Annotated in this window: 19 protein-coding genes; 3 read left to right on the top strand and 16 right to left on the bottom strand. The window is 70.3% G+C overall.

Annotation, left to right across the window (positions count from 1 at the left end; all coding sequences use genetic code 11):
* Window positions 1-31: 31 nt before the first annotated feature.
* A complete protein-coding gene (locus tag ABZW18_RS04555) occupies window positions 32-1,561 on the top strand; it encodes a UDP-N-acetylglucosamine 1-carboxyvinyltransferase (protein WP_356181981.1) in 1,530 nt (509 codons plus the stop codon).
* Window positions 1,562-1,634: 73 nt separating this feature from the next.
* Here the strand turns inward: ABZW18_RS04555 and ABZW18_RS04550 are convergent, their stop codons facing one another.
* The 6 genes from ABZW18_RS04550 to ABZW18_RS04525 form a co-directional block, all read right to left on the bottom strand.
* A complete protein-coding gene (locus ABZW18_RS04550; RefSeq protein WP_356181978.1) occupies window positions 1,635-2,540 on the bottom strand; it encodes an amino acid ABC transporter permease in 906 nt (301 codons plus the stop codon).
* Window positions 2,537-3,202, bottom strand: a complete 666-nt coding sequence (locus ABZW18_RS04545; protein ID WP_356182032.1) for an amino acid ABC transporter permease — start codon at window positions 3,200-3,202, stop codon at window positions 2,537-2,539. The genes ABZW18_RS04550 and ABZW18_RS04545 overlap by 4 nt, the downstream gene beginning before the upstream one ends.
* Before the next feature lie 91 nt (window positions 3,203-3,293).
* Window positions 3,294-4,127, bottom strand: coding sequence for a glutamate ABC transporter substrate-binding protein (locus ABZW18_RS04540; RefSeq protein ID WP_356181975.1), 834 nt, complete (start codon window positions 4,125-4,127; stop codon window positions 3,294-3,296).
* A gap of 67 nt (window positions 4,128-4,194) precedes the next feature.
* Complete coding sequence (locus ABZW18_RS04535) at window positions 4,195-4,977, bottom strand: amino acid ABC transporter ATP-binding protein (protein WP_356181972.1); 783 nt, start codon at window positions 4,975-4,977, stop codon at window positions 4,195-4,197.
* Between the two features lie 647 nt (window positions 4,978-5,624).
* Window positions 5,625-6,017: a RidA family protein gene (locus ABZW18_RS04530; protein ID WP_356182029.1), complete on the bottom strand. Its 393-nt coding sequence runs from the start codon at window positions 6,015-6,017 to the stop codon at window positions 5,625-5,627.
* Between the two features lie 110 nt (window positions 6,018-6,127).
* Window positions 6,128-7,258, bottom strand: coding sequence for an acyl-CoA dehydrogenase family protein (locus ABZW18_RS04525; protein ID WP_356181969.1), 1,131 nt, complete (start codon window positions 7,256-7,258; stop codon window positions 6,128-6,130).
* 147 nt (window positions 7,259-7,405) lie between these two features.
* Between ABZW18_RS04525 and ABZW18_RS04520 the strand changes: the two genes are divergently transcribed.
* Window positions 7,406-9,052, top strand: a complete 1,647-nt coding sequence (locus ABZW18_RS04520; RefSeq protein WP_356181966.1) for an AMP-binding protein — start codon at window positions 7,406-7,408, stop codon at window positions 9,050-9,052.
* A gap of 4 nt (window positions 9,053-9,056) precedes the next feature.
* Complete coding sequence (locus tag ABZW18_RS04515) at window positions 9,057-9,890, top strand: PaaX family transcriptional regulator C-terminal domain-containing protein (protein WP_356181963.1); 834 nt, start codon at window positions 9,057-9,059, stop codon at window positions 9,888-9,890.
* A gap of 105 nt (window positions 9,891-9,995) precedes the next feature.
* Here the strand turns inward: ABZW18_RS04515 and ABZW18_RS04510 are convergent, their stop codons facing one another.
* The 10 genes from ABZW18_RS04510 to ABZW18_RS04465 all read right to left on the bottom strand — a co-directional run bounded on the left by ABZW18_RS04510 (window position 9,996) and on the right by ABZW18_RS04465 (window position 21,948).
* On the bottom strand, window positions 9,996-12,350 hold the full coding sequence (locus ABZW18_RS04510; RefSeq protein WP_356182026.1) for a bifunctional salicylyl-CoA 5-hydroxylase/oxidoreductase: 2,355 nt from the start codon (window positions 12,348-12,350) through the stop codon (window positions 9,996-9,998).
* A 68-nt stretch (window positions 12,351-12,418) separates the two neighbouring features.
* Window positions 12,419-13,246, bottom strand: coding sequence for an enoyl-CoA hydratase family protein (locus ABZW18_RS04505; RefSeq protein WP_356181960.1), 828 nt, complete (start codon window positions 13,244-13,246; stop codon window positions 12,419-12,421).
* 152 nt (window positions 13,247-13,398) lie between these two features.
* Window positions 13,399-14,406 (bottom strand): ornithine carbamoyltransferase, encoded by a 1,008-nt coding sequence (gene argF / locus ABZW18_RS04500; protein ID WP_356181957.1) that lies wholly within the window; start codon window positions 14,404-14,406, stop codon window positions 13,399-13,401.
* Between the two features lie 79 nt (window positions 14,407-14,485).
* On the bottom strand, window positions 14,486-15,712 hold the full coding sequence (locus ABZW18_RS04495) for an arginine deiminase (RefSeq protein ID WP_356181954.1): 1,227 nt from the start codon (window positions 15,710-15,712) through the stop codon (window positions 14,486-14,488).
* Between the two features lie 41 nt (window positions 15,713-15,753).
* Window positions 15,754-17,475: an acyl-CoA dehydrogenase family protein gene (locus ABZW18_RS04490; RefSeq protein WP_356181951.1), complete on the bottom strand. Its 1,722-nt coding sequence runs from the start codon at window positions 17,473-17,475 to the stop codon at window positions 15,754-15,756.
* 82 nt (window positions 17,476-17,557) lie between these two features.
* A complete protein-coding gene (locus ABZW18_RS04485; RefSeq protein WP_356181948.1) occupies window positions 17,558-18,106 on the bottom strand; it encodes a PadR family transcriptional regulator in 549 nt (182 codons plus the stop codon).
* A gap of 574 nt (window positions 18,107-18,680) precedes the next feature.
* The gene (gene mmuM / locus ABZW18_RS04480; protein WP_356181945.1) at window positions 18,681-19,589 is read right to left on the bottom strand and encodes a homocysteine S-methyltransferase; all 909 of its coding nucleotides are present in this window, start codon (window positions 19,587-19,589) and stop codon (window positions 18,681-18,683) included.
* Window positions 19,590-19,886: 297 nt separating this feature from the next.
* Complete coding sequence (locus ABZW18_RS04475; protein WP_356181942.1) at window positions 19,887-20,810, bottom strand: LLM class F420-dependent oxidoreductase; 924 nt, start codon at window positions 20,808-20,810, stop codon at window positions 19,887-19,889.
* Window positions 20,811-20,996: 186 nt separating this feature from the next.
* Window positions 20,997-21,470 carry a DUF6099 family protein gene (locus ABZW18_RS04470; protein WP_356181939.1) on the bottom strand — a complete coding sequence of 158 codons (474 nt, stop codon included), beginning with the start codon at window positions 21,468-21,470 and terminating at the stop codon, window positions 20,997-20,999.
* A gap of 136 nt (window positions 21,471-21,606) precedes the next feature.
* Window positions 21,607-21,948, bottom strand: a complete 342-nt coding sequence (locus ABZW18_RS04465; protein WP_356182024.1) for a nucleotide pyrophosphohydrolase — start codon at window positions 21,946-21,948, stop codon at window positions 21,607-21,609.
* Between the last annotated feature and the right edge of the window lie 217 nt (window positions 21,949-22,165).

The following is a 22,165-nucleotide window of genomic DNA, read 5'->3' as shown; positions in this document are numbered from 1 at the left end:
CTCAATCTCATATATGAGATAACCTCGACTCATGACTGATGACTACCTCGTACGCATCGGGAAGCTCATCCGCGACGCCCGTCAGCACAGGGGATGGACACAGTCGCAACTTGCGGAGGCACTCGGTACCAGCCAGAGTGCGGTCAACCGTATCGAGCGTGGCCACCAGAACATCAGCCTTGAGATGATCGCCCGGATCGGCGAGGCGCTGGACAGTGAAATCGTCTCCCTCGGCTATGCGGGCCCGATGCATCTGCGCGTCGTGGGCGGACGCCGCCTGTCCGGCAGCATCGATGTGAAAACGAGCAAGAACGCGTGCGTGGCGCTGCTGTGCGGCTCGCTGCTCAACTCCGGGCGCACGACGCTCCGGCGGGTCGCGCGGATCGAGGAGGTCTACCGGATCCTGGAGGTGCTGGGCAGCATCGGTGTCCGCACGCGATGGATCAACGGCGGCGGCGATCTGGAGATCGTCCCCCCGGCGCGTCTCGACCTGGACACCATGGACACCGACGCGGCACGCAGGACGCGCAGCGTCATCATGTTCCTGGGCCCCCTGCTGCATCGGATGGACCGCTTCCGGATTCCCTACGCGGGCGGCTGCGACCTCGGCACGCGGACCGTACAGCCCCATATGACGGCGCTGCGCCACTTCGGCCTCGAGGTGACGGCGACCGACGGCACGTACCACGCGCAGGTCGACCGCGCCGTCTCCCCGGGCCGCCCGATCGTGCTGACCGAGCGGGGCGACACGGTGACCGAGAACGCACTGCTGGCCGCGGCCCGGCACGACGGCGTCACCGTGATCCGCAACGCCAGCTCCAACTACATGGTCCAGGACCTGTGTTTCTTCCTGGAGCAGCTGGGCGTCAGGGTCGAGGGCATCGGCACGACGACGCTGACCGTGCACGGCCTGGCGCATATCGACCGCGATGTGGACTACGCGCCCTCGGAGGACCCGGTGGAGGCGATGAGCCTGGTCGCCGCCGCGGTGGTCACGGAGTCGGAGCTGACGATCCGCAGGGTGCCGGTCGAGTTCATGGAGATCGAGCTGGCCGTGCTGGAGGAGATGGGGCTCGACCACGAGCGCACCCCCGAGTACCCGGCGGACAACGGGCGCACCCGGCTGATCGACCTGACCGTACGGCCGTCGAAGCTGCACGCTCCGATCGACAAGATCCACCCCATGCCGTTCCCCGGGCTCAATATCGACAATGTGCCGTTCTTCACGGCCATCGCCGCGTCGGCCCAGGGCTCTTCGCTGATCCATGACTGGGTCTACGACAACCGCGCGATCTACCTCACCGACCTCAACCGGCTGGGCGCGGACGTCAAACTGCTCGACCCGCACCGGCTGTTGGTCGAGGGGCCGACGCGCTGGCGGGCGGCGGAGATGATGTGCCCGCCGGCGCTGCGGCCCGCGGTGGTGGTGCTGCTGGCGATGATGGCCGCCGAGGGCACGTCGGTGCTGCGCAACGTCTATGTGATCAACCGGGGTTACGAGGATCTGGCGGAGCGGCTGAACTCGGTCGGCGCGCAGATCGAGATCTTCCGCGACATTTGACGCTCTCCCAGGTCAGGAGACCTCTTCTCGGTCCCCGAACCTCCCGATACCAGCGGTCGGTAGGTTCGTCCCGTCACTTCTTCTCGTCGGTCGGGCCGAGGTGCTCGCCCGGCGTCGCGAGCTCCTCGACCGCGCCTGCGGTGACGACCGCGCCAGTGGACTTCCTGCCGCGACGCAGCCTGCCCTCCAGCCAGGTCGCGAAGGTGGTGAGCGCGAAGTTCAGCAGGACGAACATGACGGCGACAATGGTGAAGCTGGCGATGGTGTTCGCACCGTAGTTCGCGCTCATCGGGCGGACCGATGCCAGCAGTTCGGAGAAGCCGAGCAGCGCGCCACCGAGGGCGGTGTCCTTCACGATGACCACCATCTGGCTGACGATGGCCGGCAGCATCGCGGTTACTGACTGCGGCAGCAGCACGTACCGCATGGTCTGCCCCTTGCGCATACCGATCGCCTTGGCCGCGTCGGTCTGACCTGCGGGCAGGGACAGGATGCCGGCCCGCACCACCTCGGCGAGCACCGACGCGTTGTAGAGGACGAGACCCGTGACCACGGCGTACAGCGGCCGGGTGTCAGGGCTGATGTCGGTGTACTGGGCGTACAGCGCGTTGGCGAAGAACATCAGGATGAGCACAGGGATGGCGCGGAAGAACTCCACGACGGCGCCGGCCACGCCGCGCACCCACCAGTGGTCGGAGAGCCGGGCGATCCCGAAGAACGCTCCGAGAGGCAGCGCGATGACCATGGCGAGGGATGCGCTCTTCAGCGTGTTCTCGAGCCCTGGCCAGAGGTACGTCGACCAGGCGCGGGAGTCGGTGAAGAACGGCTTCCACTTGACCCATTCGAGCTGGTTCTTGTCGGCGAGACTCTGGATCACCCACCAGATGAGCGCCGCGAGGGCGACGAGGAACACCACCGTGTACAGGACGTTTCGCCGCTTGGCGCGCGGGCCCGGGGCGTCGTACAGAAAGGAGGTCATCGCTTCACCGCCACCTTCTTGCTCACCCAGCCGAGGATCAGTCCGGTCGGGAGGGTGAGGCAGATGAATCCGAACGCGAAGATGGCGGAGATGAGAAAGAGCTGAGCCTCGTTCTCGATCATTGTCCGCATCAGCGACGCGGCCTCGGCGACACCGATCGCCGCCGCCACCGTGGTGTTCTTGGTCAGCGCGATCAGCACGCTCGCCAGCGGACCCACCACCGAGCGGAAGGCCTGCGGAAGGATGATCAGCCGCAGCACCTGGATGAAGTTCAGGCCGACGGCGCGCGCCGCCTCCATCTGACCGACGGGGACCGTGTTGATGCCGGACCTCAGTGCCTCGCAGACGAAGGCGGAGGTGTAGCCGGTCAGGCCGAGCACGGCGAGCCTGAAGTTGATGGTCTCGAAGTTGTCGGCGCCGAGGGTGACGCCGAGCGTCTGGAAGAGGCCGAGCGAGGTGAAGACGATGATCACCGTCAGGGGAATGTTCCTCACGATGTTGATGTAACCGGTGCCGAAGGCGCGCATCAGGGGCACCGGGCTCACCCTCATGGCAGCCAGGAGCGTTCCCCAGATCAGGGAGCCGATGGCGGAGTAGACGGTGAGCTGTACCGTCACCCAGAAGGCCCCCAGCAGGTCGTAACCCTCAAGAAAGTCGAACACGATCTCCCGCACTTCCGCGTGTGTGGAGGACATGGGCGCGCCGCCTCGGTGGGCGGCGCGCCGGTAGTGCTCTGATTCAGCCGACGGTGCTTCAGCTGACGATGTTTCCGATCTTCGGGGCGGGCTCGTTCTGGAAGTTGGCCTCGCCGAAGTTGGCCTTCACGGCCTTGTCCCAAGTGCCGTCCGCCTCCATCTTCTCCAGGGCTGTGTTGATCTTGGCCTTGAGTTCGCTGCCCTTCTTGATGCCGACGCCATAGTTCTCGTTGCTCAGCTTGAAGCCGCCCAGCTTGAACTTGCCCTTGAACTCCGGCTGCGCGGCGTAGCCGGCGAGGATTGCGTCATCGGTGGTCAGGGCGTCGATGACCTTGTTCTCCAGGCCGGTCAGGCACTCTGAGTAGCCGCCGTACTCCTGCAGCTGGGCCTGTGGCGCAAGCTCCGTCTTGACGTTCTGCGCGGAGGTCGACCCGGTGACCGAGCAGAGCTTCTTGTTGTTCAGGTCTGCGGGCTTGGTGATGGAGTTGTCGTCCGCCCGGACCAGGATGTCCTGGTGTGCCAGGAAGTAGGGGCCGGCGAAGTCGACCTTCTGCTGACGCTCCGGGGTGATCGAGTAGGAGGCCGCGATGAAGTCGACGTCGCCACGCTGGAGGAGCGTCTCGCGGTCGGCGCTCTTGGCTTCCTTCCACTCGATGTCACCGGGCTTGTAGCCGAGCTGCTCGGCGACGTACGTGGCGACGTCGACGTCGAGGCCGGTGTACTTGCCGTCCGGAGTCTTCAGGCCGATGCCCGGCTGGTCGAACTTGATACCGACCGTGACCTTCTTGCCGCCGTCCGTGCCGCCTTCGCCTCCGCCATCGCCGCAGGCCGAGGCAGACAGGGACAGCGCGACCGCAGCGGCGGCCGCGATGGAGACCTTAAGCAGTTTCATGGTGATTCCCTAGGAATTGACGTGTGGAGATTGGTCTGCCGAGCGGGACGGGTTCAGGGCGTCGGGCTCAGTGGTGAAGGATCTTCGACAGGAAGTCCTTGGCACGGTCGCTGTTGGGGTTGCTGAAGAACTGGTCCGGCGTCGTCTCCTCCACGATCCGTCCGTCCGCCATGAACACGACACGGTTGGCGGCGGAACGGGCGAATCCCATCTCGTGCGTGACGACGACCATGGTCATTCCGTCACGGGCGAGCTGCTGCATCACCTCCAGCACTTCATTGATCATTTCGGGGTCGAGCGCCGAGGTCGGCTCGTCGAAGAGCATGATCTTCGGTTCCATGGCCAGAGCTCTGGCGATCGCCACGCGCTGCTGCTGACCGCCGGAGAGCTGCGCGGGGTACTTGTCCGCCTGATCGGCGACACCCACCCGTTCGAGGAGCGAGCGCGCCCGCCCCACGGCCGCCTTCTTGTCCTTCTTGCGGACCTTGACCTGGCCCAGCGTCACGTTCTCCAGCACGGTCTTGTGCGCGAAGAGGTTGAAGGACTGGAAGACCATGCCCACATCGGCCCGCAGACCGGCCAGCTCACGCCCCTCTGCGGGCAGCGGCGTGCCGTCGATGGCGATCCCGCCCGAGTCGATGGTCTCCAAGCGGTTGATGACACGGCACAGCGTGGACTTACCGCCCCCGGAGGGCCCGATGACGACGACGACCTCGCCAGGGGCGATGGTCAAGTCGATGTCCTGGAGCACATGCAGCGTGCCGAAGTGCTTGTTGACCTTGTCCAGTACGACCAGGGCATTCTCCATGCCCGGCACGGCATCTTCCTTGGTCACTGATACTCCGCTCATCGGCTCCTTGCTCCCTCCTCGCTCCCTCCTCCTCGAGTCGGTCCGCACACTGACGACCGAGCACGAAGCGGGTGCCGCAGCGGGGAAGCCGAGGTCAGGGAACGAGGACTGACCGAGGCGTCCCGGACCTCCCATGGGATCGAGCACCCGCTCGATCCGGAAGAATGCAGCACTATGTCCAATATTCTGATCCCTATGAAGCGGTATGTGAGCCCCGCCACGCTGAAAATGAGCTGGTCCGGGAGCCCCGCGAATGCGCGGGTGAGGACTGCGGCACATCGTGGAGCTCGGTCCGTACCGATGTCGTCGCCGTCCGTAATCCCACCCGTGTGGTCCGCTCGCTCCGGGAGGGCTGACGGCCCCCGGACACACCCGATCCCGAACGGCACGGCCGCGTGATCGACGCCGTCCTGGCACGCATCGCCGGAGAGGGCCTCGCCGGCGCCTCGCACCGCAAGGGGAGGTGAGGGGGCGGCGGGTCGGCCGTGTCGGCCTGCCGTCAGCGGGATGGTCAGCCGGCGAGGGCGACGGGCTCGCCGTCGACGGGTCCGTCTCCTGCGAGCCGGGCGCCGCCTCGCGCTCGGTCGCCGCCTCGGGCTGCGCCCCCGCTTCCGGGGCAGTCGGGGTCTCGGGCTCGGACTGCGTCGCTACGGCAGGACGGCGAAGCCATCGAGTTCCACCATCGCCTGTTCGTCCCAGAGCCGGACCGCCCCGATCACCGCCATCGCCGGGTAGTCGCGGCCGGCCAGCCGCCGCCAGATCCGGCCGAGTTCGGCGGCGTGGCTGCGGTACGCCGCGACATCCGTGGCGTAGACGGTGACACGGGCCAGGTGCTCCGGTGCCCCGCCGGCCGCGCGCAGGGCGGTGAGGAGATTGCTGAGCGCGGTCTCGAACTGGGCGGGGAGATCGTCGCCGACGACCTTGCCGTCCCCGTCGAGAGCCGTCTGGCCCGCCAGGAAGACCAGACGGCCGCCGGTGGCCGTCACGGCGTGGCTGAAGCCGGCCGGCCGTGACAGCTCGGCAGGGTTGATCCGCTCCAGGCCGGTCGGCTGCCCGGTCGCGGGAGGTCCTGTCACCGCTTGCGCTGTCGCCGACGGGCCGGGCACAGGTTGCCCGCCGCCCGCACGTGATTCCGAGTCCGGCAGCTCGCTCATCGGTACAGCTCCTTCGCAATGATGGTGCGCTGGACCTCGGTGGCGCCCTCGTAGATCCGCGGTGCCCGGACCTCGCGGTAGAGGTGTTCGAGGAGATGCCCGTGCTGGAGGGCGCGGGCGCCGTGGATCTGGACGGCGGCGTCGACCACGTACTGCGCCGTCTCCGTGGCGAGCAGCTTCGCCATCGCGGAGCGTTTGGCGATGTCCGGGGCGTCGCTGTCGTAGGCCGCCGCGGCCGCGTGGACCAGCAGCCGGGCGGCCTCGGTGCGGGTGGCCATCTCGGCCAGCTGGTGGGAGACCGACTGGAGGTCCTTCAGGGGACCGCCGAAGGCCGTGCGGCGGGCGGCGTGCGCCAGGGTCGCGTCGAGCGCGGCCTGCGCCATGCCCACCGCGAACGCGCCCACGCTCGGCCGGAAGAGATTGAGGGTCCGCATGGCGACGCCGAAGCCGTGTCCCGGCTCGCCGAGCAGGTCCGCGCGGGACACCGGCACGCCGTCGAAGCACACGGTGCCGATGGGGTGCGGGCTGAGCATGTCCAGGTGCTCACCGGACAGACCGGGGCGGTCGGCGGGCACGAGGAACGCGGTCACGCCCCGCGCGCCCGCGCCCTCACCCGTACGGGCGAATACGGTGTAGAAGTCGGCCTCGGGGGCGTTGGAGATCCAGCATTTCTCACCGCTGAGACGCCAGCCCGCCTCCCCGTCCGGCTCGGCCGCCAGTACGAGCGCGGCCGCGTCCGAGCCCGCACCCGGCTCGCTCAGCGCGAAGGCGGCGACCGCGCGGCCCGCCACCACCTCCGGAATCCACCGCTCGCGCTGCTCCCGGCTGCCGGACTGCACCACCGGATACGCGCCCAGCCCTTGCAGGGCGAGCGCCGTCTCCGCTTCGGTGCACTCCATGGCCAGGGACTCCCGCAGCAGGCACAGGTCCAGCGCCGACACCCGGTCCTCGCCCGGCGCCGGGAAGACCCTGGCCAGGAGTCCGAACTCGCCGAGCGCAGCCACCAGGGGGCGGTTGACCCGGCCGGGCTCGCCCTTCTCGGCCAGCGGGCGCAAGCGGCCGGAGGCCAGTTCACGCAGCTGCGCGCACCACTCCCGGCGCTCCGGCTGCAGCGCGGATACGGGCATCGGCGCACCTCCCTTATCGCGGACTGTTGACTGTCGTCACCATCACGTTACGCTCGTCTGCAACCGCACGGCCGGATCAACCAGGAATCCCCCGCCCGCCTCCGGCGGCCGGGCCCCATCGGACCGGCGCAAGGGGGCGCATCCACCATGGAGCTCGGGGCCTCAGCCCACGTGGACACCTTCGCCCGCGACCATCTCCCGCCGCCGGACCAGTGGCCGGAGCTGCTGTTCGACCTGCCGGGGCTGCGCTACCCGGACCGGCTCAACTGTGGTGCTGAGCTCCTGGACCGCACCGTGGAGAGGTTCGGTGCGGAGCGGCCCGCCTTCCTGGACGCCGCCGGACAGGTCTGGTCGTACGGCGAGCTGCTGGACCGGGTCGACCGGATCGCGCATGTCCTGACCTCGGACCTCGGCGTGGTGCCCGGGAACCGCGTGCTGCTGCGCGGCCCCACGTCGCCCTGGCTCGCCGCCTGCTGGCTCGCGGTGATGAAGGCGGGTGCGGTCGCCGTGACCGTACTCGCCTCGCAGCGGCCGCTGGAGCTCGCGGGCATCTGCGAGATGGCGCGGGTCGGGCACGCGCTCTGCGACAGCCGGTCGGTCGACGACCTGGTGAAGGCGGAGGTACCGGGACTGCGGATCGCGACCTACGGCGGGGAGGGCCCGGAGGACCTTCTGGACCGGTGCGCGCACACACCCGGAAGGTACGAAGCGGTTCGGACGTCCGCCGACGATGTGGCGCTGATCGCCTTCACCTCCGGAACCACGGGACGCCCCAAGGGCTGTATGCACTTCCACCGCGATGTGCTGGCCATCGCGGACACCTTCTCGGAGCGCGTCCTGCGGCCGCACCCGGATGATCTGTTCGCGGGCAGCCCGCCGCTCGGCTTCACCTTCGGGCTCGGCGGGCTGGTCGTCTTCCCGCTGCGCGCCGGGGCGTCCGCGCTGCTGCTGGAGCAGGCCGCACCGCCCCAGCTGCTGCCCGCGATCGGCAGGCACCGGGTGTCCGTGCTGTTCACCGCGCCGACCGCGTACCGGGCCATGCTCGAACAGCTGGACGGGCACGATGTGTCCTCGCTGCGCCGCTGCGTATCGGCTGGAGAGAACCTCCCGGCAGGCACCTGGAACACCTGGCACGAGCGCACCGGGCTGCGCATCATCAACGGCATCGGTGCGACCGAGCTGCTGCACATCTTCATCTCCGCCGCCGACGAGGCGATCCGGCCCGGCACGACAGGGGTTCCGGTGCCCGGCTTCCACGCGCGCGTGGTCGGGCCCGACGGTTCACCCGTGCCGGACGGGCAGCCGGGTCTGCTCGCCGTGCGCGGGCCGACCGGTTGCCGCTACCTCGCGGACGAACGGCAGCGCGAGTACGTCCGGGACGGCTGGAATCTGACCGGGGACACGTATGTGCGGGAGCCCGACGGGTGGTTCCGCCATGTGGCACGCGCCGACGACATGATCATCTCCGCGGGGTACAACATCGCGGGCCCCGAGGTCGAGGACGCGCTGCTGCGCCACCCCGATGTGCTGGAGGCCGCGGTGGTCGGCCGGCCCGACGAGCGGCGCGGGGAGAGCGTGGTGGCGTACGTGGTGGCGCGGGACGGCGCCCGGCGCGACGAGGAAGCGGTCGAGGCACTGCGTCGGTTCGTCAAGTCGGTGATAGCGCCGTACAAATGCCCGCGGGAGATCGTGTTCCTCGAAGCCCTGCCGCGCACGCCGACAGGGAAGCTGCAGCGCTTCCGGCTCCGGGGACTTGGGGCTCAGCACGCCGTGGGCAGCGACGATCTAGAGTGACCGCGTGGCAGAGCAGCACACTCCGCGGTCCCTGATCGTCACCTTCTACGGCGCGTACGGCCGCGGCCGCGGGCCGGGCGGCGGTCGGCCGGTGCCGATCGCGGCGCTGATCCGGCTGCTCGGCGCCGTGGATGTGGACCCGCCGTCCGTGCGTTCCGCGGTCTCCCGGCTCAAGCGCCGCGGGCTGCTCGTCCCGGCCCGTACGGAGAGCGGCGCCGCCGGTTACGTGCTCTCCGACGACGCCCGCCAGCTGCTCGACGACGGCGACCGGCGCATCTACGACCGGCCGGCCGCGCGGCTCGGCGACGGCTGGGTGCTGGCCGTCTTCTCGGTTCCCGAGCAGGAGCGGCACAAGCGCCATCTGCTCCGCTCCCGGCTGTCGCGGCTGGGCTTCGGCACGGCCGCGCCCGGGGTCTGGATCGCGCCGGCCCAGCTGCTGGAGGAGACCCGGCACACCCTGGAGCGGCTCGAACTCTCCTCGTACGCGGACCTGTTCACCGGTGCGCACGCCGGATTCGAACCGACGGCCCGGTCGGTGGGACGGTGGTGGGACCTGGAGGCGGTGGCCGAACTCCACCAGGCCTTCCTGGATGCGCACGAGCCGATGCTGCGGCACTGGGAGGGGCGGCGGACGGTGGACCCGGCGCAGGCCTACCGCGACCATCTGCTGATGCTGGACTCCTGGCGCCGGGTCCCGTACGCGGATCCGGGGCTGCCCGCGGAGCTGCTGCCGGGCAACTGGCCGGGAGGCAGGAGCGCCGAGGTCTTCGCGGCGCTTCATTCCCGGCTGCGGGACGCGGGCACGGCACACGTACGCGCCGCCCTGTCCGCCGAGTGAGGCCGGGCGGCAGGCGCTCCCCAGCTCAGCAGGCGCGGCTATGCCGCGGCAGGTGCTGTGCCCGTGCCACCCCAGGTGCTGCTCACGCCGCGGCCCCCGCCGCCGTCATCCGCCCGTGCGCAGCCTGGGGTTGGGGGCGTCCGTGCGGCCGGACGGAGGCTTGCGGCTGCCCGCCGCGTACGGGAGCGGCCAGGGGGCGCCGGGGCCGGTGTAGTCCTGCTCGGCGGCGGCGTGCAGCGTCCAGTGCGGGTCGTAGAGGTGCGGCCGGGCCAGGGCGCACAGGTCGGCGCGGCCGGCGAGCACGAGCGAGTTGACGTCGTCCCAGGAGGAGATGGCGCCGACCGCGATGACGGGAATCCCCAGGGTGTTGCGGATCCGGTCGGCGTACGGGGTCTGGTAGGAGCGTCCGTACTGCGGCTGTTCCTCGGGTACGACCTGGCCGGTGGAGACATCGATGGCGTCGGCGCCACGGGCCGCGAAGGCGCGGGCGATCTCGACTCCGTCGTCGGCCGTGGTGCCGCCGTCGGCCCAGTCGGTTGCGGATATCCGGACGACCATCGGGCGGTCGTCGGGCCATACCGACCGTACGGAGTCGAAGACTTCGAGGGGGAAGCGGAGACGTGCCGTGAGGTCGCCACCGTAGGCGTCGGTGCGCCGGTTGGTGAGGGGCGAGAGGAAGCTGGAGAGGAGGTAGCCGTGCGCGCAGTGGAGTTCGAGGAGGTCGAACCCGGCACGGACCGCGCGGCGTGCCGACTCCGTGAACTGCTCGCGGATCCGCGCCAGACCGGCCGTGTCGAGGGCGTGCGGAGTCTGGTTGACGCCGGGCCGGTAGGGCAGCGGCGAGGGGGCTTCCACCGGCCAGTTGCCCTCCGGCAACGGCTGGTCGATGCCCTCCCACATCAGACGGGTCGAGCCCTTGCGGCCCGAGTGGCCCAGCTGGACACCGATCGCCGTACCGGGCGACCGGTCGTGCACGAAGTCGGTGATGCGCCGCCACGCCGTCTGGTGATCCGGCGCGTACAGACCCGCGCAGCCCGGGGTGATACGGCCTTCCGCGCTCACGCACACCATCTCGGTCATCACCAGGCCCGCACCGCCGAGTGCGCGCGCGCCGAGGTGCACCAGGTGGAAATCGCCGGGTGTGCCGTCCTCGGCGGAGTACATGTCCATCGGGGAGACCACGACGCGGTTGCGCAGGGTGAGACCGCGCATCCGGAAGGGGGTGAACATCGGGGGCGTACCGGCGCCGGCCCCCTCGCCGGCCCCGTCCCTCATCCCGTCCCCGTCGCCTTCCTGGGGCAACACCTCGCGCTCCACGGCGGCGACGAACCCGGGGTCGCGCAGCCGCAGGTTGTCGTGAGTGATGCGGCGGCTGCGGGTGAGGAGGTTGAACGCGAACTGGCGGGGCGGCTGGTCCAGGCAGGTGTCGAGGTTCTCGAACCACTCCAGGCTGGCACGGGCGGCACGCTGGGTGGACTCGACCACGGGCCGGCGCTCGGCCTCGTAGGCGGCCAGGGCGGTCGGCAGATCGGGCTCTCCCTGGAGGCAGGCGGCGAGGGCGAGAGCATCCTCGACGGCCAGTTTGGTGCCGGACCCGATGGAGAAGTGCGCGGTGTGCGCGGCGTCGCCGAGCAGGACCGTACGGCCATGGCTCCAGCGCTCGTTGACGACCGTGGCGAACCTGATCCACGCGGAGCCGTTGCCGCGCAGCGGACGACCGCCCAGCGCCTCGGAAAAGATCTTCGCGCACCGCTCGGTGGACTCGGCTTCCTCGCACCGGTCCAGGCCCGCGCGCTGCCAGACCTCTTCGCGCATCTCGACGATGACCGTGCTCGCGCCACCGGTCCGCAGCAGGCCGGAGGTAGGCGACGAGGCGTGAGCGTACGGATAGCCGTGCAGCTGCATCACGCCGTACTCGGTCTCGGCGATCTCGAAGCGGAAGGCGTCGAAGGCGAAGTCGGCGGCGAGCCAGATGTAGCGGCAGCGGTGCTGGGCGAGACGGGGACGGAACACCTCCGCGTGTTCCTCCCGGGTGGCGCTGTGCACGCCGTCCGCCGCGATCACCAGGTCGTGGGTGCGGGCGAGTTCGGCGGCCGTGGGGGCTTCCTCGCGAAACCGCAGACGTACGCCGAGAGCACGGCAGCGCTCGTGCAGCAGCGCGAGCAGCCGGCGCCTGCCGAGAGCCGCGAAGCCGTGCCCGCCTGAGGTCAGGGTGCGGCCCCGGTGGACGACGTCGATGGCGTCCCAGCGCACGAACTCCTTCTGGAGAGCGCGGAAGACGTCCGGGTCCGCCTGTTCGATGCCGCCCAGGGTCTCGTCGGAGAGAACGACTCCGAAGCCGAAGGTGTCATCGGGTGCGTTGCGCTCCCAGACGGTGATGGCGCGGTCCGGGTCCATCCGTTTGAGGAGCGCGGCCGCGTACAGCCCGCCCGGTCCGCCGCCGATCACCGCGACACGCAGCGGCCCCGACGCCCGGCTCGGGCCCGGCGCAGCAGCCCGCCCCGGGACCGCGGTCCCACTCGGCACGGCTACCTGCCCTGCCACTTGGGCGGCCGCTTCTCGCTGAAGGCGGCGTGGAACTCGGCGTAGTCCGCGCTGTTCATCAGCAGCGCCTGGGTGGCCGCGTCCATCTCGATGGCGGCGGCGAGCGGCATGTCGAGTTCCGCCGTGAGCAGCGCCTTCGTCTGTGCGTGGGCGAGCGCCGGGCCGTCGGCGAGCCGACGGGCGAGTGCGGCGGCCTCCCCATCGGCCCGCCCCTCCTCCACCAGTGCGCTGATGAGCCCGATCCGCTCCGCCTCCGGGGCACGTACCGGCTCGCCGAGCATCAGCAGCCGGGTCGCGTGCCCGAGCCCGATCACACGCGGCAGCAGATAGGCGGCACCCATGTCGCCGCCGGAGAGCCCCACCTTGGTGAAGAGGAAGGCGAAGCGCGCCGACGGGTCGGCGACCCGGAAGTCGGCGGCCAGCGCGAGGACCGCGCCCGCGCCCGCGGCGACGCCGTGCACCGCGGCGATCACCGGGAAGGGGCACTCGCGGAGCGCCCGGACGACCTGGCCGGTCATCCGGTTGAAGTCGAGCAGCTGACCGGTGTCCATCCCGAGAGTGGCGCCGATGATCTCGTCGACGTCCCCGCCGGAGCAGAATCCGCGCCCCTCGCCCCCGAGCACCAGGGCGCGTACGGATCCGTCCCGGGCGAGTTCGGCGATCAGATCGCGCAGATCGGCGTACGCCCCGAAGGTCAGGGCGTTCAGCTTCTCGGGGCGGGCGAGGGTGACGGTGGCGACTCCCCCGTCCCGGGTCAGGCGGAGATGCCGCCACTCCTCGGTCGTCCGGGCGGAACCGGTGAACGGACTCATGGAGTACGGCCTCCTTCAGCCGGACGGGCTGCTGCCTGCCCACCGAAGTTATCACTCATTCATGACTGTCGTCATGAGTGCGCGATATGGACTCCGCGCCGAACGCAGGGCAGAGCCGCGCCAGGTCTGATCGGGAAGGCCGTGGCGGAGACCTATTCAGGTGTTGCGAGGGTGGCGACGAGCACGGCCTTGATCGTGTGCAGCCGGTTCTCCGCCTCGTCGAAGACGACCGAGTGCGCGGACTCGAAGACCTCGTCGGTGACCTCCAGCGAGGTCAGCCCGTGCCGCTCGTGGATCTCCCGGCCGACCTTCGTGCCGAGGTCGTGGAAGGCCGGCAGGCAGTGCAGGAACTTCACGTCGGGGCGGCCGGTGGCACGCAGCACATCCATGGTGACGGCGTACGGGCCGAGCAGCTCGATCCGCTCGTCCCACACCTCCTTCGGCTCGCCCATCGACACCCACACATCGGTGGCGACGAAGTCCGCGCCCCGCACGCCCTCGGCGACGTCCTCGGTGAGCGTGACGCGAGCGCCGCTGCCTTCCGCGAGCTCGCGGGCGCGTGCCACGACCTCCTCCGCGGGCCACAGTGACGTGGGCGCGACGATCCGTACGTCCATGCCCAGCAGTGCGCCGGTGACGAGGTAGGAGTTGCCCATATTGCTGCGGGCGTCGCCGAGGTAGGCGTACGCGATCTCGCCCAGCGGCAGATCGGTGCACTCGGTCATGGTCAGCACATCGGCCAGCATCTGGGTGGGGTGCCACTCATCCGTCAGCCCGTTGAAGACCGGGACCCCGGCGTGCGCGGCGAGCTCCTCGACGACGTGCTGGCCGTGCCCGCGGTACTGGATGCCGTCGAACATCCGGCCGAGGACACGAGCCGTGTCCTTCACCGACTCCTTGTGCCCGATCTGCGAACCGCTCGGGTCGAGATACGTCGTCGAGGCGCCCTGGTCCGCGGCCGCGACCTCGAAGGCGCAGCGGGTGCGGGTGGAGGTCTTCTCGAAGATCAGGGCGATGTTCCTGCCCCGCAGCCGCCGCACCTCGGCACCGCTGCGCTTGACGGCCTTCAGCTCGGCCGCCAGCTCGAGGAGGTGGCGGAACTCCTCGGCGCTGAAATCCAGCTCCTTGAGGAAGTGGCGGCCCGTGAGGTCTATCGCCATGAGGTGGGCTCCTCGGTTCACGACGGGACAGGGAATACCTGGAAGTGTATACGAGGGAACGTATCCCTATACAGGATCCCTATACAGGATCCCTTTCGACGGGACAGCTCATGCACCGCGGCCCGCCCCGCCCCCGCCCCAGCTCACTGCCCGGGATCGTTATCACCTCGATGCCGCGCTTGCGCAGATACGTATTGGTCGTCGCGTTGCGCTCGTACGCGACCACCACGCCCGGCTCCACGGCGAGCACATTGCAGCCGTCGTCCCACTGCTCACGCTCCGCGGAGTGCACATCCTGGGTGGCGGTCAGCACCCGGATGCCGTCCAGGCCGAGCGCGGCCGCGATCGCCCGGTGCATGTGCTCCGGCGGATGGTCGGTCACCTTCAGCTCGCGCTCGCCCGAGCCCGGCTCGATGGTGTACGAGCGCAGCATCCCCAGCCCCGCGTACTGGGTGAAGGTGTCGCCGTCGACCATCGTCATCACCGTGTCCAGGTGCATGAACGCCCGCCCCTTGGGCATGTCGAGCGCCACGATGGTCCGGGCGGACCCGGCCGCGAACAGGCCGCGGGCCAGCATCTCCACCGCCTGGGGCGTGGTCCGCTCGCTCATCCCGATGAGCACCGCGCCGTTTCCGATGACGAGCACATCGCCGCCCTCGATCGTCGAGGGATAGGCGCTCTGCCCTTCCGACCAGACGTGGAAGGCCCCCGAGTGGGTGAAGAGCGGATGGTGCCGGTAGATCGCCTCGAAGTGCACCGTCTCGCGCTGCCGGGCGGGCCAGCGCATGGCGTTGATCGACACCCCGTCGTAGACCCAGGCCGAGGTGTCCCGGGTGAAGATGTGGTTGGGCAGCGGCGCGAGCAGGAAGTCGTCCAGGTCCATGACATGGAAGCGGACCGAGGTGGGTTCGGGGTGCCGCTCCAGGAACTCCCGCTTCGTCATCCCGCCGACCAGCGCCTCCACCAGCTCGGGGATCGGCAGTTCGTCGAACGCCGCCCGCAGATGGTCGGTGGCCAGCGGGCCGTACTCCTTCTCGTCGAAGACCCGGTCCAGTACGAGCTTGCGGGCCTCGTGGACCTCCAGACTCTCCCCCAGCAGATCCCCGAAGAGGTGCACCTCGACGCCGAGCTCGCGCAGTACGTCCGCGAAGCCGTCGTGCTCCTGCCGGGCGCGGCGCACCCACAGCAGGTCGTCGAAGAGCAGCGCGTCCTTGTTGGTGGGGGTGAGCCTCTTCAGCTCCAGATCCGGGCGGTGCAGGATGACACGGCGGAGCCGCCCGGCCTCGGAGTCAACATGGAATGCCATCTCTCCATCCTGGCTGAGGCGGGCGGCCCGCGCGGCTTTACTTAAGGCTTCATTTCGTACGCGCCCGAGAGCGCCTCGACGCGGGCCCAGACACGGGCCGAGCGCTCGGAGTCGGTGACCGGGCGGCGGACCGCGCCGAGCGCCCACTCCTGCTGCGCCTCGGTGGCGGAGTCCTTGCCGTGCAGCTCCACCGCGTGGGCGGAGAAGTCGCGGACGAGGATGCCGAACAGCTCGTCGAGGATGTCGGTGTCGAGACCGGTGAGCGCGGCCTGCTCCAGGATCAGCTGGCCGTGGACGACGAGGGCGAAGAGCTGGCCCACGGCGAGGAGCAGGTCGAGGTCCGAGCTCTGCGACTCGTCGGGGGCGGCGGTGGTGACGAAGGCGCACAAGGCGTCGGCCTGCTCGCGGAAGCGGGCGACGTTGGGGACGCCGGCATGCGCGTCGTACGCGGCGCGCCAGTCGTGGAAACGGACGGCTCCGAGGCCGCGGGCCGGGCCCTGGCCGAAGAGGAAGCCGTCGTCCGCCGCGTCCAGACGGGTGGGCACGGGGGCGTACTCGGCCGGGTTCAGCAGGTAGTTCCCCATGAACTTCAGGATCAAGGCCAGGTTGACATGGACCGTGCCCTCCAGCTTCGGCAGACCGCGGATCTCCCGGGCCGCCTGCTCGAAGTAGGTGTCCTTCTCGAAGCCCTTGGCCGCGATGACATCCCACATGAGGTCGATGACCTTCTCGCCCTCGGTGGTCACCTTCATCTTCGTCATGGGGTTGAACAGCAGGTACCGGCGGTCGTCAGGACCCGCGCTGCGGAAGTAGTCGACGGCGCGGTCGCTGAACAGCTTCATACCCGCGAGCCGGGCGTACGCGTCCGTCAGCTCGCGGCGTACGTGCGGGAAGTCGGTGACGCGGCGGCCGTACAGGATCCGGTTGTGGGCGTGGGTGACGGCCTCGTATATCGCGTGCTCGCAGATGCCGATGGAGGCGGTGCAGAGGTTGAACTTGCCGACGTTGACGGTGTTGAGGGCGGCGTCGAAGGCGGCGCGGCCGGTGTGCAGCACGTCCTCCGGGCGTACCGGGTAGCGCTCGAGCCGGAACTCGCTGACGTACTTGGAGGAGTCGACGACATTCTTGACCAGGTTGTATGCCGGATGGCGGCTGTCCGCGGCGAAGAAGACGTAGCCCTCGGGGCCTTCGATGTCGGCGCGGCGGCCGAAGACGGAGACCAGCCCGGCCGCGTTGCCGTTGCCGATGTAGTACTTGGAGCCGGTGGCGTGGAAGCCGCCGTCGGGGTCGGGGGTCAGCACCATGTCGGTGGAGTAGATGTCGGCGCCGTGGGTCTTCTCGGAGAGGCCGAAGGCGAACACCTCGCCCTGGTCGAGGAGTTCGGCGGCACGGGCGCGCGCGTCGGCGTTGTCGCTCTGCCAGACCGGGCCGAGACCGAGGATCGTGACCTGCCAGGCGTACCAGTAGTCGAGGCCGTAGAAACCGAAGATCTCGTTGAGGGCGGCGATACGGGCGGTGTCCCAGCGCTTGTCCGCATGGTTCCCCGCCGCGGTGGCGGGGGTGAGGAAGGTCGCGAACAGGCCCTCCTTCGCGGAGAACGCGAGGAAGTCGTCCAGCCAGGTCCGGCTGCGGTAGTCCTCGATGAGCTTCCGCTTGCCGCGCTCCTCGAACCAGTCGACGGTCGCGCGCAGCAGCCGGCGCGTCTCGGGGTCGAAGTGGGCGGGGTCGTAGGTACGCGGGTTGAACAGCAGGGCGTCGGCCATGATGCTGGGCGCCTTCCTGGGCGGGGGTGAGTCGGTCAGTTCTGGTTTGCCGGTGCGGCGCAGAGTGGCGGGGGTGAGTCGGTCAGTTCTGGTTGCCGGTGCGGCGCAGAGTGGCGAGGACGTCCTCGAGCCAGGCGAGGGTCATCCGCTCGTACGCGATGCCACCGCGGAGCACGACATGCTGGAGTTCCTGGCCGGTGTCGAGCGCGCCGGGGTCCGGGAAGTCACGCCGCTCCCCCGCGAGGTAGCGGGCGAGCCGGTCGGCGTGTGCCTCCCGGTGGCGCTCCACCTCGGCGATCAGCCCGGCGGGGTCGTCGAACGCGGCGCCGCGGATCTTCACCGCCAGGTCGTGGCGGACGCTCTCGGGTTCCACCGGCTCGTGCAGCCACGCGGAGAGCGCGGCCCGGCCGGGGGCTGCGACGGAGTGGACCTTCTTGTCCGGCCGTCCTTCCTGGGGCACGTCGCGGACATCGATCCAGCCGTCGCTCTCCATCCGCTTGAGTACGCGGTAGATCTGCTGGTGAGTGGCGGTCCAGAACTGGCCGATGGACCGGTCGAACCGCCGGGCCAGCTCGTATCCGGACCCCGGCTGCTCCAGCAGGGAGACGAGAATCGCGTGCTCGAGTGCCATGCCCCGCATCCTGCTATGCAACTTGTTGCATAGACAAGACCGAACCACGCGGGTGAGACACGGCTCACTCCGGCGCCCCGAGGTCGGCGGTCCGGCGGCCGGAGGCCGGAGGTCCTGCGTGTCCTGCGGCCCGGTGGTCCGGCGCCCGGAGGTCGGCGGACGGCGGACGGCGGTCCTGCGTGTCCTGCGGCCCGGTGGTCCGGCGCCCGGAGGTCGGCGGTCCGGCGCCCGACGGCCGGAGGTCGGCGGACGGGAGCAGCCGCGCCCGTCGAGTACCCCGACGTACCTGAGGGCGCCAGATGCCGCGGTCCGGCGCACCGGCGCGGACAGATGGGGGCACGCTGCGGCAGTCCCACAGTGGCGCGGTCCCACGGTAGCGATCCCGCAGTCCCGCAGTCCCGCGCGGCGGCTATCAGTCCCGGCATTTCCGTAGCGCGGTGACGAAGTGGCCGCGGAGTACGCCAGGACGGAGGCGGCAGCGGAAGACGCCAGGACGGAGGTGGCAGAAACAGCCGGGAAAGGGAGCACCCGTCCCGGTGAAGGTCGGCCGCGCCCCTCCTTCACAGAGGTGCTGTCAACGGGCGGTGCCTGCCAGTTGGGCGACTTCGGCGATCCGGTCCGGTCCCACGCGGCAGCAGCCACCGATGAGCCGGGCACCGGCGGACCGCCACTCCCGGACGCGGGCGGGCTCGAAGGCCGAACCGCCGCGCCAGGCACGGGCCCGTGAGTCCCAGGTCTCACCACTGTTGGGGTAGACGACAGCCGGCTTGCCGGTCGTCTCCCGCACGATCCCTACAGCGCGGTCCGCGTCGCGCGGATGGCAGCAGTTGACGCCGGCCGCGATCACTTGGTCGTTTCCGGCAACGAGCGCCAGGGCCTGCTCCAGCGGCTGTCCGGCTCGGGTGGTACCGCCCGCCACGGTGTACGACAGCCAGACCGGCACTCCGGTGCCCGCCGCCGCCCGGAGCAGGGCCTCCGCCTCGTCGGCGTCCGGCACGGTCTCCAGGGCGAGCACATCCGGTTCCGCGGCGCAGAGTGCCTCGATCCGGGGTCGGTGGAAGCGCTCCAGCTCGCGCACGCTCAGTCCGTACCGCCCCCGGTACTCGCTGCCGTCGGCGAGCATCGCCCCGTACGGGCCCACGGACGCCGCGACCCATACGTCCTGCCGCGCCCCCGCCGCGTGCCGCGCCAGCTCCACGCTGCGCCGCAGCAGCGTCGAGGTCCTGTCCTGCCCCAACCCCCGCCGGGCGAAGCCCTCATAGGTCGCCTGGTAGCTGGCGGTGATGAGCACCCGCGCACCCGCGCGAACGTACGCCGCGTGAGCCGCCTCGATCTGCTCGGGAGCGTCCGCCAGCAGCCGGGCCGACCAGAGCGCGTCCGACAGATCGCAGCCCTGGTCGGCGAGCTGGTTCGACAGCCCTCCGTCGAGGATGACGGGCCCCTCAGCGAGGGCGGCGGCAAGCGGTGTGACGAGGGCGGGCATCGCGAGCTCCTGAGGTGCTCCTGTGGTCGTCCGGGAGCCGGTCGGGGAGACGACGGTCGGTTCGGGAGCCGGTCGGGCCGGGAGCGGATCGGGCTGATGGCCGACCGGGACGGAAGGCGCCCGGGACGGAAGGCGCCTGCCCGGGACGGAAGGCGCCCGGGACGGAAGGCGCCTGCCCGGGACGGAAGGCGCCCGGGACGGAAGGCGCCTGCCCGGGACGGAAGGCGTCCGGGACGGGAGCCGGTCTGTCGTGCGGCTGGCGGGCCGGTCGGCCGTCGGCTATCCGTCGGCTGTCGGTCAGGTGAGCTGGGGCTGCACCTGGGAGGAGATCAGCTCCAGTTGATCGAGGTCGTCGAGGTCCAGGATCTGGAGGTAGATCCGCGAGGCGCCGATACCTGCGTACCGGCCGATCTTGTCGACGACCTCGGCCGGCGATCCCGCGAGTCCGTTCTCCTTCAGCTCGTCCACCTCCCGTCCGATGGCCGCGGCCCGGCGGGCGATCTCGGCGTCGTCCTTGCCGACGCAGACGACCAGCGCGTTGGAGTACACCAGGTCGCTGCCCTTGCGCCCGACCGCCTCGGCCGCTGCCCGCACACGCCCGAACTGCCGCTCGCTGATCTCCACGGACGCAAAGGGCACGTTGAACTCGTCGGCGTACTGCGCGGCCAGCCGCGGAGTACGCGTCGGGCCGTGCCCGCCGATCAGCACCGGCAGCTTGGCCTGCGCGGGCTTCGGGAGCGCGGGCGAGTTCTCCAACTGGTAGTACGTCCCGTCGAAGCTGAACGTCCGGCCGATCTCCGTCTCCCACAGGCCGGTGACGATCGCCAGCTGCTCCTCCAGCCGGGCGAACTTCTCCTTCGGGAACGGAATCCCGTACGCCTTGTGCTCCTCCTCGAACCAGCCTGCGCCCAGGCCCAGTTCCACCCGCCCCCCGGACATTTGATCGACCTGTGCCACCTGGATGGCCAGCACACCCGGCACCCGGAAGGTGCCCGCGGTCATCAGGGTGCCGAGCCGGATCCGCCGGGTCTCGCGGGCCAGTCCGGCCAGGGTGATCCAGGCGTCGGTGGGCCCCGGGAGCCCGTCGGCGGACCCCATCGGGAGGTAGTGGTCGGAGCGGAAGAACGCATCGAACCCGAGGTCCTCGGTGGCCTTGGCGACAGTTCGCAGGGTGTCGTAGCTCGCCCCTTGCTGGGGCTCGGTGAAGATTCGAAGATCCATACCTCCATCCTGCCCTCTTCCACGCCGGCCGGCCCTGCTTCCACCGCCTGGTCCGGTCCGTACCGGCGAGGCGGACATCCAACGACCCGCCAGGGCAAGTCCCCCGCTCCGATGGCCGATGCGAGAGATGGGTACCGGCCCGGGCACCGCCGGGCCACCGTCCCGCGACGACCGAACGCGCCGGCCTCACCACGGCCCCGCAGCCGAGTCGGGCTGCGGCCTCTCCCGGTCCGCCAGCTGCCGCAGCAACCCCCGCACCCGGTCGCCGGACTCGTCGGCTGCGTCCATCGCTTCGATGCACTGCCAGTAGAGCCCCTCCTCGGCCGCGGCACAGGCGACCCCGACCAGCGCTATCCCCACTTCGCCGAGCAGTCCACCCAGCCCCAGCAGTGCGCTCCGCGGATTCTGCACTCCGGACAGCTGCGCCGCCCGCGCCCCGCCACCCTGTCCCACCCGGTGCAGCGCGCCGCACGCCCGGCCACCCGCCTCGCTCAGGCCATGTGCCTCGGACCGCAGCTCCGCCGGACCGCTGGCCAACAGATGGCTCCCCACCGCCTGGGCCAGCGCCTGCGCCTGCCAGGCCTCGGTCACGATCTCCTCCGGCGCCCGCGACTGCGCCAAGGCATGTCGGGTCGCACCGATCAACCGAATCGCGTCCATCCGCGCGTCCTCTCCCCCGCTCCCTGCAGCCATCGTCGGCCGTGACCCGACCACTACCCAGAGTGACTCCGAACGGCCCGAAAAGCTAGGGGGTTTCCGAATTTTGTGGACAACTGTGCCCTTGTTGATAACTCGCTCACTCCAGGGAGTGACGACCCGGCCGCTTCCCGGGCGGAACCGGGAAGCGGTGCTCGTTCCGGTCGATCTTCGCCGCCAGCGCCGCCAGTGCGTCGATCCCCAACACCTCGCAGAACTGCAGCAGATACGCGAGCACGTCCGCGACCTCGTCCGTCACCCGGTGCGCCGACTCCGGGTCCTCCATCACCCGGGCCGACTCCTCCGGCGTCAGCCACTGGAAGATCTCCACCAGCTCGGACGCCTCGACACTCAGCGCCGCGACCAGGTTCTTGGGCGTGTGGTACTGCTCCCAGTCCCGCGCCGCCGCGAAGGCCGCGAGCCTGCGCTGCAGCGCAGGCACATCGTGCCCGGCCGCCCCCGGGCCCTCCGCCGCGGAGGCCTCGGGTCCGGCACCGGCGGTTGCTTCGATCCCGGCTTCGGTCCCGGCTGCGATCCCGGCTTCGGCTCCACCTCCCCCCGTCGTGACGTCGGCCGTTACTCCGCCCGTGGCTTCGGTCGTTGCCTCCGCCGTGGCCTCAGCCGCGGCTTCCGCCCTACCTTCCGCGGTGGACCGCGCG

It is taken from the genome of Streptomyces sp. NPDC004647, assembly GCF_040609575.1.
GTDB lineage: Bacteria > Actinomycetota > Actinomycetes > Streptomycetales > Streptomycetaceae > Streptomyces.
Note: the sequence above shows the minus strand (reverse complement) of the source record. Positions and strands in the feature narration are given on the sequence as shown.